General features: G+C 71.4%; 10 protein-coding genes. All 10 read right to left on the bottom strand.

Annotation, left to right across the window (positions count from 1 at the left end; genetic code table 11):
* Positions 1-18: 18 nt before the first annotated feature.
* On the bottom strand, positions 19-1,653 hold the full coding sequence (locus F7R91_RS09885; RefSeq protein WP_150946657.1) for a sigma-70 family RNA polymerase sigma factor: 1,635 nt from the start codon (positions 1,651-1,653) through the stop codon (positions 19-21).
* Positions 1,654-1,871: 218 nt separating this feature from the next.
* Positions 1,872-6,959 carry a hypothetical protein gene (locus F7R91_RS09890; RefSeq protein WP_150946659.1) on the bottom strand — a complete coding sequence of 1,696 codons (5,088 nt, stop codon included), beginning with the start codon at positions 6,957-6,959 and terminating at the stop codon, positions 1,872-1,874.
* A 9-nt stretch (positions 6,960-6,968) separates the two neighbouring features.
* The gene (locus F7R91_RS09895; RefSeq protein WP_150946661.1) at positions 6,969-8,336 is read right to left on the bottom strand and encodes an ATP-binding protein; all 1,368 of its coding nucleotides are present in this window, start codon (positions 8,334-8,336) and stop codon (positions 6,969-6,971) included.
* Entirely contained in the window at positions 8,333-9,736 is a 1,404-nt protein-coding gene (locus F7R91_RS09900) for a contractile injection system tape measure protein (protein ID WP_150946663.1), read from the bottom strand. Before F7R91_RS09900 ends, F7R91_RS09895 begins: the two co-directional genes overlap by 4 nt.
* Positions 9,733-12,027, bottom strand: coding sequence for a hypothetical protein (locus F7R91_RS09905; RefSeq protein WP_150946664.1), 2,295 nt, complete (start codon positions 12,025-12,027; stop codon positions 9,733-9,735). Before F7R91_RS09905 ends, F7R91_RS09900 begins: the two co-directional genes overlap by 4 nt.
* Before the next feature lie 52 nt (positions 12,028-12,079).
* Positions 12,080-12,931 carry a hypothetical protein gene (locus F7R91_RS09910; protein ID WP_150946666.1) on the bottom strand — a complete coding sequence of 284 codons (852 nt, stop codon included), beginning with the start codon at positions 12,929-12,931 and terminating at the stop codon, positions 12,080-12,082.
* Positions 12,921-14,654, bottom strand: a complete 1,734-nt coding sequence (locus F7R91_RS09915) for a hypothetical protein (RefSeq protein ID WP_150946668.1) — start codon at positions 14,652-14,654, stop codon at positions 12,921-12,923. Before F7R91_RS09915 ends, F7R91_RS09910 begins: the two co-directional genes overlap by 11 nt.
* Positions 14,651-17,407 (bottom strand): baseplate J/gp47 family protein, encoded by a 2,757-nt coding sequence (locus tag F7R91_RS09920; protein ID WP_150946670.1) that lies wholly within the window; start codon positions 17,405-17,407, stop codon positions 14,651-14,653. Before F7R91_RS09920 ends, F7R91_RS09915 begins: the two co-directional genes overlap by 4 nt.
* Positions 17,404-17,817, bottom strand: a complete 414-nt coding sequence (locus F7R91_RS09925; protein WP_150946671.1) for a GPW/gp25 family protein — start codon at positions 17,815-17,817, stop codon at positions 17,404-17,406. Before F7R91_RS09925 ends, F7R91_RS09920 begins: the two co-directional genes overlap by 4 nt.
* Entirely contained in the window at positions 17,814-18,086 is a 273-nt protein-coding gene (locus F7R91_RS09930; RefSeq protein ID WP_150946673.1) for a PAAR domain-containing protein, read from the bottom strand. Before F7R91_RS09930 ends, F7R91_RS09925 begins: the two co-directional genes overlap by 4 nt.
* Between the last annotated feature and the right edge of the window lie 7 nt (positions 18,087-18,093).

The following is an 18,093-nucleotide window of genomic DNA, read 5'->3' on the forward strand; positions in this document are numbered from 1 at the left end:
CTCGCAGCGGCGCTCACCTCAGAGTTTGGCACCGAAGGCCTGCGTCCACCACGGGCCGCCCCCACCGTTGTGGACGCCCACGCCGATGTTCTTGAACGAGCAGTTGAGGATGTTGGCGCGGTGGCCGGGGCTGTTCATCCAGGAGTCCATTACCGATTCCGGCGTCTGCTGGCCCATGGCGATGTTCTCCCCGTACGTGGACCAGCGGTAACCGGCCGCGGTGATGCGCTGGCCGGGGTCGGCGCCGTCGGGGTTGGTGTGGTCGAAGAAGTCGCGGGCGGCCATGTCGTCGGAGTGGCCCTGTGCGGCCTTGTTCAGCTGTGCGTCCTCGGTGAGCGGACCGCAGCCGGCGGCCGCCCGCTCCTTGTTCACCAGCGCGACCACCTGCCCGACGGTGCCCGACGGGGCCGGCTGCGACTGCGGTGCGGCGGTCGCGGTCCGGGTCGGCCGAGGGGACGGCCGGGGAGCCGGCTCGCTCGTCTTCGTGGCGCGCGGGCTCTTGGAAGCCGTCGCCTTCTTCGACTTCGACGCGGACGGCGACGGAGACGGGGAGGCCGAGGGCGACTCGAGGGGACCGGATTCCGACAGATCCACGACGGGTGCGCCGGCGGTGCGTGCGGCGGTCGCCTCCTCGGTGCCGGTCCCCGGGTCGGTGCCGAAGTACCAGAGGCCGCCGCCCACCACACAGGCCGCCACGACGGCACCGCCGACGGCCCGGCGCCGGATGCGCCGTCGTCGACGGGCCTCGCCGCGGGAGGTCGCCCGTCCGCCCGAGGCACGATGTCCGGCTCCCGGGCCCGATCCGGTGTGGCCTGCCGAATCGCCGGGCCGGGACGCCGAGTCGGCCGGGGCCATCCACCCGGAGGCGGAGCGCACGCTCGCGAGCAGCGCGGGCGACGCCGCGACCAGCGCCAGACCCGCCAGCAGCCCCTCCGCGGGCATCAGTCCGCTCCACAGGCCGGAGCAGCGGGTGCAGCCACGGGCGTGCCGGGCTATTCGCTTGCGCCACAGCGCCGAGGGCCGGCCGTCCCAGGACGCCAGCACATCGCGCAGTTCCTCGCAGCGCGGCCGCGCGTCGAGCGCCCGCACCACCACGCGCGCCGCCTCCAGTTGGGCCTTCATCCGCTGCACCCGGACGGCCGTGTGCTCGGGCGACAGCTCCAGGGCCGCGGCGACCTCGGCCCGCGTCAGCTCACCGGCGCACTCCAGCCACCACAGCGACAGCAGCCCCCGGTCGTCCGGCTCCAGCCAGCGCGTCGCCCGCACGGTCTCCTGGCGCTGGCCGGACAGCTGCAGCTGCACCATGGTCAGATCCACGAAGTCGGCGCCCGGATCGGCGAGGTCCTCGGCCTGCTCCACCGCGCCCGAGGAGACCTGCCGGTCCTGCCAGTGCCTGCGGACCTGGTTCATCGCGATCGCCACGAGCCAGGAGCGGAAGCTCTCGGGCGTCCGCAGACCGCCCAGCGAGTCGAGGGCACGGAGCATGGTGTCCTGCACGACGTCGTCGACGTCGACGGAGCCGTTCAGCGCCCGTCCCACGATGTTGTAGACGAGCGGGAGATAGGCACTGACCAGGGCGTCCTGCGCCTGCGGGTCGCCTTCCCGGGCGGCGGTCACCAGTGCCGCCGACTCCACCCCGTGCTGTGTGCTCATCAAAAGCTTCCCTGTCCTCGACGTCGAACGGTGCTGTCCGATGCATGGGAGATCTCTCGATGAGGCTCGGATAACAGTTCTTCGGACATTCGCTCGACGAGAGCCTTCACGGACCGGCCCGGCGGCGCAATGGAGGACGTCACATCTGGGTCACTGAGCCGAGGCGGACCGCCTCGGCCTCACGGGCAATCCGTGGTCATGGCAGGACAATTCCGCGGTTACGGCAATGTCTGCGCAAGTGCGTCGAAATCCTTCAGAATCTGCTGGAACCGCTTCCTCTGCACCTCCGCCAGTTCCCCGACCGTCATCCCCTGGCGCCAGCCGACGCCGTCCACGCGGATGTCGATGCCGAGGCGCAGGCCCAGCTGCCACTCTTCGAGGTGTGCGGTACTGCCGTCCCAGACGAACTGGTCGATGTTTGCGCGCAGGTCGGTGACGAACTCGCGGGGCGTTGCGCCGAAGGACATGTAGTCGGCGAGGAACTGACGCAGCAGGTCGTGGAAAGCGGCGGAGTTGGCGGTGCCCGCCGGGCGTGTCGGCTCTCCCGGGACAGAACCACCCCCCACGTGAAGGCCTGCCCTGATCTCTACGATCGGCTTCGGCTCCTCGCCGGGTGCGTACCGGAATCCCACGATCTCGCCGATCGACCACACCACGTGATGGGTGGGAGTCCTCAGCTCGTGCAGCACCCTCATCCAATCGTTGGCGCGGGCGATGTCCTTTTTGCGCGCTCTGTCGACGGCGGTGACCATGACGTCGCGGATGCGGTCGACGGGCAGCCACTCGTGGTGACTGGGGGTCGCGTCGCGGAAGCAGTCTTTGATCCACGACCGCGTGGCACCCCCTGTGTTCCACAGGGCGCTGAACTGCTCGAAGGTGAGTCCGCCCGCCTTCGGCTGCACGACCAGGGCAGCGAGGAACGGCACCACGCCGACGGTCGGATCGCCCTTGCCGTAGGCGCGTACGGCCGCCGCCAGGCCCGGGTGAAGACTGGAGCCGACGAAGGGGTCGAACCGGCCGTACTGGGCTTCGCCTTCCGCGGTGAGAGAATGCCTGAAGGCGATCGTCCCGATCTCCGCGCGGACATGGGCATCCGCGTCCGGCGCGAGGCGCGCTTCGCCCGCCAGCCTGAGTTTTTTGGCGGCCGGTTCGCCGAGCCTGGTCAGGAAGGCAGCCCTCACCATCGAGGGGGGCCGCGTCCTCGGCAGGGTGAACAGGTAGTCGCCGAAGGCCTGGGCGCTGGGCTGCCGCTTGCTGACCGGGCCCTTGGACGACCCGCTCGTGGGGTCCTCCCCGTAGAAGTAGGACCGCACCAGCCTGGGAATGTCGGGGTGGCCGAGGAACGCGATGGCCTCGTCCTCGGTCCCGTTGGTCACACCCTCCCACCAGATGCGCTCCTCCGCTCCGGCCGACGGTACGTAGATCACCGGCTTTCTGATCTGCCGTTCCCACCACGCCTGGTGCACACGTGCGGCGAAGCGTCGTCCATGGAGCGGAAGTTGGGCGGAGATCTCGACGAGCAGAGTCTCCAGGTCCGCGTCCCGCGATTCACCGAACGCCTTGAAGAGCAGCCCCAGGACGCGGGCGATGTCTCTCTGCCGCTGTTCGAGCGCCTCGTCGTCGGAGCGAGGTGCGGGCTGTGCTCCCGGACCCCCCGGGCGCTGTGCGGCGGCTTCGGCCGCCTGCTGTCGCGCCAGCCGGTCCGCCTCGATGTCGGCATTCGACACCAGGGTGCGCAGCGTGGCGATGTTCGCGAGTACCTCAGCCCTCTGTTGGTTGTTCGTGAACTTCGTCGGTGCGGCCTGCTCCCACTCGGTCAGCTTCGTTTCGAGGAGAGTGGGCGTGCTGGCGACCATCAGGTCGGCCGTCGCGCCGGTGATCTTGATCCAGTGCCGGTGCGACTCACCGGCCGCGCTGAACGTGACGGTCTGGCCGATCTCTGCGTCGGCGCCCTTGGCGGTTGTCTGCTTCCCGTCCGCCCCACCGAATCCGAGGGTGGCGAGGAGCGCACGGCCCTTGGTCACCAACCAGCCGATCACGGCCTCGGCAATACCGAAGACGTAGTCCTGAAGTCGCTTGATGACGGCGACCACCTGCTCGGGCAGGTCGCCCAGTCCCACCATGCCCGCCAAGAGGTCGATCACGATCGGCAGCAGCTGCGACAGGGCGCCCTCGACCGCCTTGGCCATCCCGCCGATGTTGCCGGCCAGGATGTCGGCGGCACCGTTGACCACGGTTTCGACCAACTTGAAGATCGAGGCCGCGTTCTCGAAGATCCAGCGCAGCACCTTGTAGATCAGCTCGATGGCCTGCAGAACGGCACCGACGGGGTTGAGCATGCCGAGGATGCGCAGGGCCACCTGCTTGACCAGCGTCTCGGTGACATAGGCGATGGCGGCGTCGAGGATCTGCTGGAACAGGGCTCCGGGATCGAGTTTCTCCTTGAGCATCTCGAGGATGCCCTGGGGCCCTTTCTTGATCAGCGCCGAGACCAGGTCCCAGGCCTTCTCGATCAGCGCGACGTCCTTCTCGCCGATGTGCTTGACCAGGATCCCTCTCATCCGCGCCCAGGTGAGGCCCATGAGCTGGAGGGCGAAGGTGATGATGCTCGGAATGCCGAAGTCGGTGGGAATCTGGACACCCACCGAACCCAGTCCCCGGAACAGCCAGTTGAAGAACCCCTTGAGCAGGTGGTCGGGGAAATGGTCGAAGAACTGCTGAAACCCCTGGGCCAGGGCCGCGACGAGGTTGTTGCCGAACTTCTGCGGGTCATCGGCGATGCCCGCCACGACCTGCTGGACACGGTCCACCAGCGCCCAGAACGCGGGCGGCGGAATACCGACGAGCAGCAGCAGCCCCTCGATGATGGCCTTGACCGGATCGTCGAGGAACTGCTCGACCGCGCTCAGGACTTTGCCGATGAGCCCGCCTGCCGCCTCGCGGAGCTGTTCGACTTCCCGCTGCACCTGCGCGACCGCCGTCACCGCCTGCTGGGTGAGGTCCTTGGTGAAGTCGTCACGGGTCCGGTCCACCTTGGCGTCGAGGCCGTTGAGCTTCTCGGTGAACGCCGCCTGCTCCGTCGCCGCCCAGGCGCGCAACTCGGCGGGGAGGTCGCCGAACAGCAGGCCGAGCTGTCGCCGGGCGTCGTCGATGACGGCTTTGGCGGCCGCGATCACCGATTCGACGTCGGCCGAGATCTCCAGCAGCAGGTCACAGACGCGGTCGCCGAACAGCCGCTCCGCACTGTCGTATTCCTCGGTCACCCAGGCCGGCAGCCCCGCGACGGCATCCCATCCCTCCAGGAGCAGACCGCCGGCTCCCGAGTGACGCTCCTCGATCCACCGCGCCACCCGGTCCAGCGACTGCCGGAACTCCGTGGAGTGACGCTCCACCCCGGCGCCCCACTTCTCCATCGCCGTCCGTGTGAGCGGTGTGAGCAGGCCGTCCACCCGGGTCTGCGTCTCGGTGAAGATCTGCTGGGCCCGGCGGCTGACGGACTCCCGTGTCTGCTGCTCGGTGCCGACCATCGCGCTCTGCCGCCCCGTGACATCGGTGACGGCGGCCGCTCGTGAGGAGTTGAGCGCCTCCAGCGCCTTGGTCTGGAGATCGGCCATGCCGGTCCGGGCCTGCGCCAGCGCCTCGTCCTGCTTGGCCAGTACGTCGGCCGGTCGCGTCGCCGCCAACTCACCGAGTTCTTGCTGCCCCTCACGCACCGTGGAGAACGGCGGCTGCGGGATGGGAGCGGACGAGGGCCGGTCGATCCTCGCATCGGCGACCTTCTTGTCCAGGTCCGCCTTGTCGGCGTCCAGGGACACGTTCTGCGGCGGGATCGGGTCGGGAGCAGCACCGGGCGCCCCGATTCCCGGGTCGGTCACTTGGCCCGTCGGCGCTACGAGCGGCTGCGGGGTGGTCTCCGGTGTGCCGGTGGGCTGCTCCTGGAGGCCGTCGTAGCCCCCCGCGGCCCGCGCGGCGTCGCCTTCGACCGAGGTGCTGAGCGATTGCCCGGCGTCCTTGGCCATGGCCTTCGGATCGGCTTCGACGAGGTGTTTCTCGTCGAGCGGGCGCTTGCTGCGGATGGCGCGGCGGATGTCGTCGCACAGCTGAAGGATCTGCGGGCGCGGGGCCGGCTGCGTACCGAGGGCGTCCGCGAGCGCCGCACCGGCCCGTGCGGCGGTTTCCACCGGCGGCTCTGTCACGGCTCCGCGGGCTGCCGCGGTGGTGGACTGCGCATCCGGGAGGGAGCCGGCGGAACGGGCCGCCCGCCGGGCGCCCTTGGCCACTGCGGTGATGCGCTCCTGCTGAGCGGGGGAAGGAGCGTCGGGCGCGGGCGGAATGCGGAGCGCGACCTCCGGCAGGGCACCCGGGGCCTCCTCCGCCGGGAGCCCGCCGGGTGGCTCGCCGGTCGGGGCAGGGGCAGGCTCGCCCGGTGCTGCCCGGCCCGGGGCCTCCTCCGCCGGGGCCTGTTCGAGGACGGGGGACGCGGGAGCCGGCGCTGTCCCGACAGCACCGGTCTCCCCCGCGGTGAGGGGGAGTTCGGGCTCGCCGTAGGACACGTCAGGGCTGATGACGAGGTGGTCCGCGGCCCGGTCGTCGGTGGTCGTGACCTGCCCGTCGGCGGACTCCACCGGCTGCGGTACGACCGGCACGGTGGCCGGGGGCCCGGGCGGAAGGCCGTTGTCCCGTCCGGCAGTCGCGGCACCGGTCGCTCCGGCCGCGGTCTTCGGCCCCGGGACCGGCATCGTCAGAGACAGAACGTCCATGGGCCGGGCCCCGTCGCCCGTGTCGACCGCCAGCCGGCCCGGGTTGATCCCGGCGTCCAGCCTGATGCCCACCACGCCCTCGTCCACGGCCACCGACGGCAGCGGCACCGTTGTGTTGCCGCCTGCGAGGCCCAGGGCGCCGGTACCGGTCCGTGCTCCGTCCAGCGCCGTACGTCCCCGCCAGGCATCGTCCGTGTAGCTCAACCGCGCGAGGACGGTGCCGAGGACGGTCACGGTGGCCTCCACCGAGATGCGCCCGGTGGGGGTGCCGTCCTCGGTCACCTCGAAGTGCGCCGTACCGCGTACGAACGGGGACTCGACAGGCTCGGCCACCCATCCCCGGCCCGCACCCGAGCCGTCCTGCGGGGAGAACCGCCCTGCCGCGCGGCCCCCGGCCGCCGTGTCCCGGACCGCGCCCGGCGTGCGGCGGAGCGGCTCCCCGCCAGGGGCCTGCCCGGTGGAGCGACGCCGCGCGGGGCCGACCGCCCGGGCCGCGTGCTCGGCGGCGCTCGCCCGCTGCTCGTGGCCGGCCCGTGTACGTTCCACACCTGCTCCTCAGCCCGATGCCGGTGGAGGCGTACGCCCGCTCTTGGCGAAGGCCGCATGGATGCCGGACGCCAGATGCTCCGTTGTCACCGTCCGCCCGTTCGCCGCCGCGGCGTAGGCGGCGGCGAGTGCGGCGTCCCGGATCTCCGCCCCGGTCAGCTGATAACGCTCGGCCAGGCCGACGAGGTCGATGTCCGGGGCGACGGGCACGGCGGCGGGCAGCACACCGCGCCAGATGGCCAGCCGCTCCGCGACCCCGGGGGGCGGGAACTCGACGCGCAGGTCGATCCGGCGGGAGAAGGCATCGTCGAGGTTGCCCAGCAGATTGGTCGTCAGCACCACCACACCCGGATGGCGTTCCACCCGTTGGAGGAGATAGCTCACTTCCTGGTTGGCGTAGCGGTCGCGTGCGTCGGACACCTCGGTGCGGCGGCCGAAGACGGCGTCCGCCTCGTCGAAGACGAGAAAGCACTCCTCTTCCTCGGCCCAGTCGAACAGCCGCGCGAGATTTTTCTCCGTCTCACCGATGTACTTGCTGACCAGGGCCGAGACATCGACCCGGTACGCGGGTACGCCCACCGTGCGGCCCAGCACCGCCGCGGTCATCGACTTGCCCGTGCCGGGCGGCCCGTGGAACAGCACCAGGGTGCCGCGCACCCCGTCGTGCTTCCGGGCGAAGCCCCACTCCTCCAGCACGGTGTGCTTGTGCCGGACGCGTTCCAGAACGGTCCCCAGCTGTCGTCGTACCTGGCCGGGTACGACGATGTCGTCCAGGGTGTGGACCGTGTCCATGCGGTCGACCGGCAGGTCTGCCGACGGACCGCCGGCGACCGACCCGCCGGTGAGGAAGGCGACCAGGCTGCGGTGCGGGGTCACCCTTCCGGCGAGCGCGGTCGTCTCGGCCGGCTGGAGGTCGAGCAGGCGGGCGCCGCGCAACCGTCCGTGCGCGGCCAGCAGGTCCCGGGCGGCCAGCCGGCCCGTGAAGGTACGGCCGCACAGGTTGCGCACCACTTCCCCGGTGAGATGCAGGACACCGGGACGGTCGCTCAGCAGCCCGTAGTACAGGCCGAACTTCTCGTCGATCTCCGGGGCGACAGCGGCCACCACGGTGAGCGCCTCGGCCGGATCGAGCGCGCAGTCCCTGACCACACGGGCCAGGGGCCCGTCACCCGAGTAGGTGGCCGTGCCGGGCAGCCCCTCCGTCCCTTCCAGGCCCAACGGCCTGGCCATGAGGGCGGCGACGGCGCGCTCGGGCTCGGTACCCGGTCCCGCGTGGACGGCGAACGCGCGCCGCTCCTCCAGTCGCAACCCGATCACGGCCTCGAGTGCGGTCAGCGCCCGTTGCAGTTCCCCCATATGGCCTGGTGTCAGCATCATGCCCCGCGCTCGGGTGAGGGCGGCGGGGCGAGGGAACCTGCCGCGAACCGCATGCGGACCGGTGGCGACCAGGGAAGCGTGAACAGGCCCAGCGGGTAGGGCAGCCTGGCCAGTGCGATGTCGAGCGGCAGCTCTCCCAGCTCCACCCCTACCGTGCCCAGGCCGTCCGTGTCTTCCTCCAGCAGGGCCGGGCGCAGCAGGAAGCCGGTCCTCAGGTATGCGGCACTCGACCGGGCGAACCCGGGCAGTGAGGCGGCGAATCGGCGCAGAGCCGCCTCTGCCGGGCGAGCCGCGGCAGCCCCGTCGGGCATCAGTGGCGCCTGCGCGGCCGGATTCCGGCCGGCCAGCACCATGACCAGCGGGTCGCACTGGAGATCTGTGTCGGCCGGGTCGGCGAGCACGGCGAGGGCGACACGGCGCAGATCTGCCTCTGTGGCGTCCCCGAGAGCACGGGACGCGTCGCGGCCGAGTGCCCTCGCCGCCTCGTCGAGGTAGTCGGCAAGCCACGGATACAGAAGGACGAGCCCGCCCGCCCTGGACAGGAGCGGACGGCCGGAAGCCGGGGACCCGGTCGATGCCAGGAGCGATGCGAGGAGAGCCTCGACGTCTGCGGCGTCCGCGCGGGTACCGGCTGTGTCCTCGGCGGCGTGGGCCCGTCGGCCGGCAACCCGGTCGGCCGGGGAGACGGAGGCGGTGTCGACATGGGGGCTGCCGGGGACGGGTGTGGTGCCCGAAGCGGCGGGTCCCTCGGATGGATCGGGCTGCGCCGGGAGTTGTCCGGCAGGTGGCGCGCCGAAGCAGTCGGCGGGCGTGCCCGCCAAGGCGGTGCGTACGGCCTGCCGCTCGTCCGGGTCGAGGGCCGACCACAGTGCGGCAAGCGCGTCCGGGCGTGTTGCCGGCCTGCGCGCAACCCTGCTGAGCGCGGCAGGCGAGAGGCCCATCAGCCGGTGGACCAGATCTGCCGGAAGGCCTGCGACAGCCTTCTGCTGTGCGGCATCGAGCGGCCGGGAGCCGTGGCCTGCCGCGGTGCCCGGCGGTTCTGCGGGCGCCTCTGCAGGCGGTTCGCCCGTCGGTGCCGGGTGCGCAACGGGCAGCCGCGCGGCGAGTGCGGCGCGGATGTGTTCGGCCCACAGCAGCACAACGGTTTCGTCGTCGTGGTCCGCGGGATCAAAACCGAGGGGTACGACCAGCCGGTCCACCCGGATGTCCGGCCCACCGTCGCCGGACTCCGATCCGGGCGGCGCACCCAGAGCACGGGCCAGTGCCGCGGGCAGCCGCTCGGTGGCGAGTCGGGCGAGCCGGCCCCGTACGGCAAGAGCCCGCTCCTGGTCCTGCGGGGTCGTGCGGCACCGGATGGTGAAGCGTTCCAGCCGCAGATCCACCCCGACCGGCCCCGTCATGACGGCCCGCGCAGCCGCTCGGTGAGGGCATCGGCCGCGCCCCGGAGCCGAGCGAGCTCCCCTGCGGGCAGACGGGCCGCCTCCGCCGCTGCCACCAGGGACTCCACCAGGGCGGAGAGCTCCGCGCCGTGGGACACCGTCAGCGGCTGATCCCGCTCGATGTGCCTGCTCAGCTCGTCGAACGCCTCTTCGCCTCCGGCCAGTTCCGCCCGCACGGCATCGCGACGGTCCACGGGCGCCGATTCCACGAGAGAGCGGCGCATCGTCCCCAGGAAGTCGACCATGCTCGCGTTGAGCCGCGATGCCTCCACGGAGCGCGGGGTGACGGCCCGTGGCCGGAGGATGTCGTCCACCCGCTGGTGGGAGATCTTGACCATCTCCAGTGCCTTGTCGACGTTGCGGGTGAGCTCACGGTTCACCTCCTCCACAGCGGTGACCTTGGCGACGGAATCGAGGATGCTCTGCTGGAACTTCTCGACGTGCTCGCCCGTGCGACGGATGTCGCCCTGAAGGTCCTGCGTCCTGTCCTCCAGCGCTTGGACCTTGCTGACGACCTTGGTGTCCTGTGCGGCCAGCTTGAGGTCGAACTCGGCCCGCAGGTCCTTGCGCACGACGTCGACGTCGCTCCTGGTGACCATGTTCGCCACCTGCTGGGCCAGGCCGCCCAGTGCGGGAAACTCCGTCAGCTCACCGCTCTTGAGGTGGGTGAGGCTCGTCTCCAGAATCTGCACCTTGCTCATCGCGCCGCCGGCCGCCTGTTCGGCCTTCAGCGCGCTGGCGGCGGCGTTCTTCGCCTCGGTGCCCACCTCCGCGAGGACGCCTCCGGCGCTCTTGAGCGCCTGCTGGTTGGGTACCCGCCCGATCTCGACGATCTTGCCGTGCTGATCCTTGACCAGTACGAGGGTGTCGCCGAGGCTGATCGCGCCCTGGACGCGGAACCCCTCGATGCCGTGCGCCTCCGCCTGCGTGCGCACCAGCACATCCGGCCTCACCCCACGGTCCCTGATGAACTGTTCGATCGAGGCCCGGGTGGTGTCCGCCTTGCCGCCCAGGGCGGGATGGAGCGAGAACACCCCCGCCTGCGCGAAGTCGAGCGGGTCGATGTCATAGAGGACGTCGATCTCCACGGGGTCGATCACCCCGTGGCCGGGGCCTTTGAGGACGGGGGCTTCCTCCAGGTAGATGTTCCGCCAGTCGTCGCGGATCTGGGCGGGTGGGTAGACGAGGTCGATGCAGTCCACCTTCAGCCCCAGGTTCATCCTGAGCCTGGCGAGTGCCTTCTTCCCCTTGGGGCACTTGTGGAAGTCGTCCTTGTCGGGGGCGGGTTTCGGCGGGTCCTGCGGTGCGGGGACGGCGGGTTCGGCGTAGCTGCGGACGAGCGACTCCAGCCGGTTGAGCATCAGCGTCGGCGGGTCGAGGGCGCCGGAACCGAACAGTGCGTTGGACAGCCCTTCGGGTGGCTCGAAGTCGTGCCGGTATTCCGGCCTCCACGTGGGCGTGCCCGCTTCCACCGTGATCCAGCCCAGCGCGACCCCGGGGGCGGTGGCATCGCGGGGCGACGGTGTGCTGAGCGCCAGGACCCGCAGCAGGTCGAGGGCCGCGAAGAGCACGTGGTTGAGGAACGCCGCCCGGTACTGCCTGATGGCCGGCAGCAGGGCGCCGCTGATGGTGAGCTGCGCCAGTCGCTCGGCCGACGGCTGGGAGAGGGTCACTCCGGCCGCCGCGAGCCGGGCGCGGATCGCGTCGCGCAGGCGGTCGAAGTTCCCCTGCACGCTTCCGTCGGCATCGATGGTCAGCGGGGACTCGTCGCGGAGCAGCGGCTCGGTGGCGAAGTCCGTCTGCGGGGTCTTCAGCCGGCCCGCCGCGAGCACCACCGTGGCGCTGCGGGTGCGGATGGCCGAGTGTCCGGCACATCCGGTCTCGTCGCACTGCGGCGCCTGTGGTTCTCCTTCGAAGAACACCAGTACCGGTGTGACACCGCCTTGGGCGGGGTCGACGAAGTCGAACGAGGCTGTGCCGGTCGCGTTGGCCGCGTCCTCGATGACCGAGTCGGCCTCCAGCATCAGCATCCGGCCCGGCTGGTCGACAGCCAGCCCGTGGGCGACGGTAAGTTTTCTCCGGCCCGCGTCGTCCGGAGCGCCCAGTGTGCCGGTGAGGCCGGCGACGATCCCGAAGCCGATCGCCCGAGCGAGGACCTGGTCCTGCCCGTCGAGGAAGTCGCGCAGCAGATTGAGGTCGTCCCTGGTGAGAGTCTGTCCGCCGGTGAACAGCGGATAGCGGCGGTCAGCCATCGCCGTTCCTTCCCGGCCGGGCGCGGTCGTGGTCGTTCCTGGTCATCCGCTCTCATCCCTCCGTCACGTCGGTGGGCAGCCGCCCGACGTCCAGCCGGTCGGTGGCCGCGCCCTCGTCGATGCAGTTCCCCAGCCGCAGACCGTCCTTGTGCTCGATGAGATCGACCAGTTCGCACAACAGCACGCGCACCCTCGCCAGGAACTGTTCCTCGGTCTCGGGGTCGTCCTCGTCCGGACCCTGCCGCCGCTCCAGGACGAAGTCACCGGGGACCCAGCACAGCCGTACCAACAGGTGGGCAGGCGCATAGCGTTCGACGACCAGGGATGCCTCCGTCCGGGCGGCCGCGTCGGGGAACGCGGCCGAGACCGGTACGAACAGCGTGGCGCGAAGCCAGGGAAGCGGGCGGGGGCGCCCGTCGTCATCGGTCTGGGGCGTCCCTGCGCGCTCGCCGGCCGTGGCGTACTTGAAATGTTCCACCAGCACCGGCCGTTGCGAGGGTTCGCTGATGCCGAACCAGAGGCAGAACCAGTCGACGAATCCGCGGGGTGTACCGCGGCGCCGCCACAGCCGGGCGGCCCGCAGCAGAAACTCCCGTTTGCGAGTGAGCCCTTCGGGGATCCGCCATGAACCCGGGAAGACGAAGCCGTACCAGTCGGCCAGTTCGTCGTGGAGCGCGGAGATGCGGGCCAGCAAGGCGTCGCCGCCGGCGTCGGTGGGCAGCCCCGGTGGCCAGGCCGAGCCGGCCGGGCTGTACCAGGCGGGGAGTTCCGACAGCCGCTCCAGATACGTCCGGTTCAGCTCGTCCGCGAGCGCGAGGAACCCCTCCACCTGTTCGAAGCTCTCCCGGTCGGCGGCGAACACGGCCGGCAGATGCGCGGCGATCCGCGTGTACTCAGCTGCCATCGGCGCACCCCTCGCGCACTTCCAGGCGGACGGTCAGACAGTGCTGCTCGTCCGGGGCCGTCATGGGCACGCAGTGCCGGGGAAGGGGCAGTTCACCCACGTGCCATGCGCGCGGGCCACCGCCCGCGGCGTCCGGCACCACTGCCGCCGCCAGGTCCTCCACTCCGAGCACCTCGGGGTCGTCCGAGATCACCTGGACCAGCTCGGCCAGCCGGACCGGCTCGCCGGGACGCCATCCTGCGGCGGGTGCGGCCGCGAGGCGGTCCGGGCGCGGCCAGGGACCGTCCGTGTCGCGGGGATGGACCTGCTCGGCGGCGAGGTCCGCATTCTCCTTGCGACCGGTCCTCAGCAGCGCCCCGACCCGCGTCAGCGCATCACGCAGAACGCGCTCCCGGGATGCCGTCACCGGCACGTACACGACACCGCGCAGGATCACCGAGCAGGTCCCCAGCAGGGCCGCACCGATCTCGTCACCGATGAGGCGGCGGGGTGCGAGCCGGCCGAGGTCGTGGTGGACGTTCTCGTACGGCGCGTCGATCTCGGCCGTCTCGCCCGGCCCGGACAGGGCAAGGGCCAGCACCCGGTGCAGGAATCCGCGGCGCTCGGCCCGGGTGGTCAGTACGTCCGGCCTGTCGGGCTCCACCAGCAGCGTGATCGCTCCCGGTCGCGTCGCCGCTGCGCCGTTCGCCTCGTCGTCGGTCTCACGGCCGTCGAACCCGATCCCGGGCAGTACTCCGGGCACCGCCCACGCCCGGCTCACGGTCACCATCCCGCTGCCGTCCGGAGCACCGGTGACATCGTGTGACAGGCCGACGGCGAGGCGGGCGTAGTCGCCGGTGGTGACGGGCTCGACCGTACGGGTCTGGAGGGGGTGCGGCGGCCAGGACATGGTGCTGCCGTCGGCTCGCTCCCAGTCCTCCGGACCGGTACCAGGAGGCGCGGGGTGGACGCCCACGGCATCCGCCGCGACCGCCGCGTCAAGGCCGAACTCCTCGGCCAGCGCGGCTTGAGCGGAAGCACGGTCAGCCGCTCGGGACACCAGCTCGCGGACCCGGTCCTCGGCGGAGCGCAGGCGTTCCGCCGCGCTCGTGCGCCGATGACGCTCCTCGATGGCGGCCTGTTCCTCGGCGAAGAGCACCACTCCGGGGCCCGGTGGGTCTTCCCGTGGTTCGGGCGCGTCCAGCATCGTCTGCTGTACGAGCGGAGCACGCAGCAGGCGGATGGCCGCCGCACGCAGGGCCCGTTCGGCGACCGGATCGTCATCGGGAGCCCTTACGCCGCTGAGGTGTTTGTCCGCGGCTTGCCGCGTCGGCGCCGCCCGCACGGCCTGGCGGTCGTCCGCCGTCAGCTCGGCCAGCAGGTCGCCCAGGGCCTTGAGGCGGTCAGGGCTGTTCGGCATCGGAATGCGGCTCCAGTGGAGCTCGTCGACGTCACGGAAGAGTCCCGTTTCGGCCGACCATCCGGACAACGGACGGTTCCCGGTGCGGTAGTGCAGGTCGGCGATCGACCAGACCACGGATTCGAGCAAGGTGATGCCGGGGTCGCTCGGGTTGTGGTCGGTCCAGCCGACGGCGTACTCCCGGACGGTCTTCATCGCCCGCTCGAGAAGCCCGGCGAAGTCACCGTCGGGAGCGGCGGCGGTGGTGGCTCGCAGCGGCTCGGGGAGGGACGGCGCTGCGGACGGCACCGCGGACGGGGCCGCGCCGGGATTCGGCTGCGTCACAGGACCTCCTCGAGGACGAGTTCATGGTTCCCGGCCGACGCGATCAGGCCACGACATGCGTCGGTGACGACCCTGGGCAGCTCTGCGTGCGGGGGGAGCAGCCGCAGATCCCGCACGTGATCCACTTCGGGTCGCTCTTCCAGGAAGACGGTCAGCGACGAGGGATAGAGCGCACGGCCGAAATCGGCGAAGCCGCGACTGCCCGGGTGCAGACGGGCATCAAGCGCGGCGGTCAGGCTCTCCCGGGCTTCGGCGGCGGCGACGCCTGAAGCCAGGGCAATCCGCGCGTGCACCCCCACCTGTTCGTACAGCGGACACAGCACCACCGGCCGGGCATGTGCCGATCGAACGGAGTCCAGGCGGGCGAGGATGCGCTCGGCCAGCGTCACACCCGGATACGGCAGCCGCTCGCCGCTGCGAGGCACGACCACCAGGGCGACCGAGCCGGGTTCGGCGCAGCTTTCCGCGCCGGTGTGCGGAAGGCAACGTACGGCGGCGACTTCGGGGAATGTGTCCTTGACGATCCGCTCGTAGTCCCACGGCTGGATCGCCCGGCCCCGATGCCGCACCAGGCCCGTGGCACGGTGCAGATACTCCTCGTCCGTCTCCGCGGCGCGGCCCGGCGTTCCCGCGACGGGGTTCGACACCTTCACACCCGGGACGGGCCGGAGAAGTCCCTTGAGCTCTCCCGCCGCCGGCGGCGTCAGGGGGCCGCGGTCCACCGTTGGATCGGTTGTGCTGCGGTACGTGGCGGTCACCGCATCCGTCCGGATGTCCAGGACCTCGCCCACCAGTTGGGGCGTCGAGGTGCGCAGCCGGAGCCAGCGGTCCGTCTCTGTTCCCTGGTCCGCGCAGCCCTCCGCCCAGTCGGCCGGCACAAGCGTCCTGACGACCCCGCTCTGCCGCAGCCCCTTGGTGCCGTCGAGTACGGCCAGCGGCATCCAGGAATCAGCCCGGCTCCAGTACTCCCAGGTCACGTTGTGGACCCGGCCCAAGGAGGCACAGGCGGGCGCCTGAGTGACGCGCACATGGAAGGAGAGTCCGCCGACGGCGTCCGGGCGGAGCTTCGCGAAGCCGAGAGCCACAGTGCCCTGTGCTCCGGCGGACGTGTCCAGGGGCTGCCGGAAGGGCCGTGCCACCGGTCCGGGCAGATCCAGCCGCCGGACGGCGTGGCCGTTGCGGGTGCGCAGGTCCCGCACCGTGACCGTCAGGGTGCGATACCCGATCGTCAGCCGTGAAGCGGTGGGCGGGGTGGGGGCGATGAGGTCACCCGCCCGCGGTTTCTTGGCCGTTGCGACTTCCTCGGCGAACCGGGCGACCCGGCGAAGATGATCTTCCCAGCCGAAGTCGCCGCCGCTCAGGAACAGCCGGACGAAACGCCCCACGGTGCCCGCGATGTCGGCGGGATCGGACAGCGGTGTGCCGCCGACCGCGATGTCGGCGGTCCTGCTGCCGTGGAGCTTCCTGCCGGCCGTGCTGAAGGTCTGCCAGGCGCCGCCGGCCCGACGCTGCCACTGGATGCCGGGGTCGGGTTCCTTGTACGGGATCTTGCCGATGACGTCGATGCCCTTGGCGAGCAGCCCTTCCGCGTACCACTGCTGGAGCGGCGCGGCGTAGTCCACGGCCATGAGGCCGTTGCCGCTGTCGTCAAGCAGCTCGAAGGTGAGGGTCAGCCGGTCCAGCGGCTTCCCGAAGGTTTCGTCCGAACGCAGATAGAAGCTGTCACCGCGTCGTGGTGTGGGCCCGAAGGGCTGGAACTCGCGGGTGATGTCGACCGAGCCGTTCCCGGTGGCGCCGCCGTCCGGCAGGACGCCGTCACGTTCCATCCGCACCTGCACCGCGCCGGTCTCGAAGACAAAGGCGCGGGCCGGGGCGCTGTCCCCGTCGAAGGAGACGCGCAGGAACGTCAGGGGCTCACCGTCGACCATCAGGGGGCCGCATGTGCCTGTGAGGGCGAGCGTCACGCTCTCGTTCTCGTACACCGCCGAGCCCGGCAGCACCGTGGCCAGACCGTCGGGGGTCGACCACTGCCAGGTCGACCCCGCCAGCGCGGTGGCGTCCTGGCCGGGGAAGGTGACGGTCACGGTCGCGGCACCTGCGGTGAACGCGAGCACGTCGGTGACGATGTCGAGCCGGTGGACGGCCGCCTGCCGTGTGAAGGGCGCGAAGGACGCGTCCCGGTCGCGCCGGACGGCCGTCCAGTCGCCGTCCGGTGTGGCCAGGGTGCCCATGATGCCGGAGATCTCGGCGCCCTGGAGGGTGAGGGTGTCGGTCGTCGCGTAAAGCCGTTCGGTCCCAGCGGCGGTGCGGCCTCCGCGCAGTTCCGTGCCCGTCGGCAGGACGATCAGTGGCCCTGCGGGTTCGGCGCGCCGTGGCCGGGCGACGGTGAAGGCGGCCACCACCTCGTCGGGTTCCATGGGGCGGCGTGGGATGCCGAGCCGCTCGGAGAGCCAGTCGAGCCGGGCCCGGCGCGGCAGCTCCGCGAAATGCTGTGCGAGGCCCTCGTGCAGGGCCGCGACGGCCAGCAGCACTGCCTGCGAGGGGTCGTCCGGGGAGCGCAGCACCGCCGACGGCCGACGCGGCGACGGCGGGTCGTGGAACAGCAGATCGGCCCAGGTCGCCGGCGGACCCGCGGCAGCGGGCGGCAGATGAGGTACCGGCCTGGCCGCGGCCGCCGATCGCGCCATCTCGGTGATGACCTCTTCCGAGGAGACACCGTTCGAACCGGGTTCTGCCCCGGCGGTGCCGCTCACGCGTTGCCCTCCAGATAGAAGGGGAGCACAAGACTGGTGGGGCGGCGGTGCGGATCGATCCTGAACTCCACTGTCACGTCCACCCGGTTGTCCTGGTCATCACCGGCCGCGACCGCTTCGACCCGGTCCACGATGGCCCGTGGCTCGAAACGCAGCAGTGCTGTGCGCAGTTCGTGGGCGAGCCGGTGGCAGGACGCCGCCTCCCGTGTCCCGAACACCTGGTCCTCGGCGGTCGATCCGAATTCCGGCCTCATCACCCGCTCGCCGAAGGCGGTGCGCACGATGAGACGGATCGACTGCGCCACGGCCTGCTCACCGTCGGCGGTCGCCACGCGGCCGCCGCCGTCCGCGTCCTGGTGCCAGCGGACGGGGAACTCCCAGCCGGTGCCGAGGTGTGGGTGGTCCCTCATCCGATCACCACCGTGGGAGCACCCACGCCGACCGATGCCCCGCAGCCGGCCAAGTCCCCCACACGCAGGGCGGGGCGTCCCCCGATGAGCACGGTGGGACTGCCGGAGGTGAAAGGGGTGCTCGGCGGGTGGCCCGGCTGGACGGGGCAGGCGTGCAGGTCCCCGAGAACGGCTGCGGGAAGCCCGGCGACGAGTACGGTGGCCACGCCCGGCCCGGCCACCGTGCCGCCGTGCACGGTGAGATCGGTGACCCTGGCCGCGGAAGGCATCAGCGGC

Source organism: Streptomyces luteolifulvus (assembly GCF_008806595.1).
Classification (GTDB): domain Bacteria; phylum Actinomycetota; class Actinomycetes; order Streptomycetales; family Streptomycetaceae; genus Streptomyces; species Streptomyces luteolifulvus.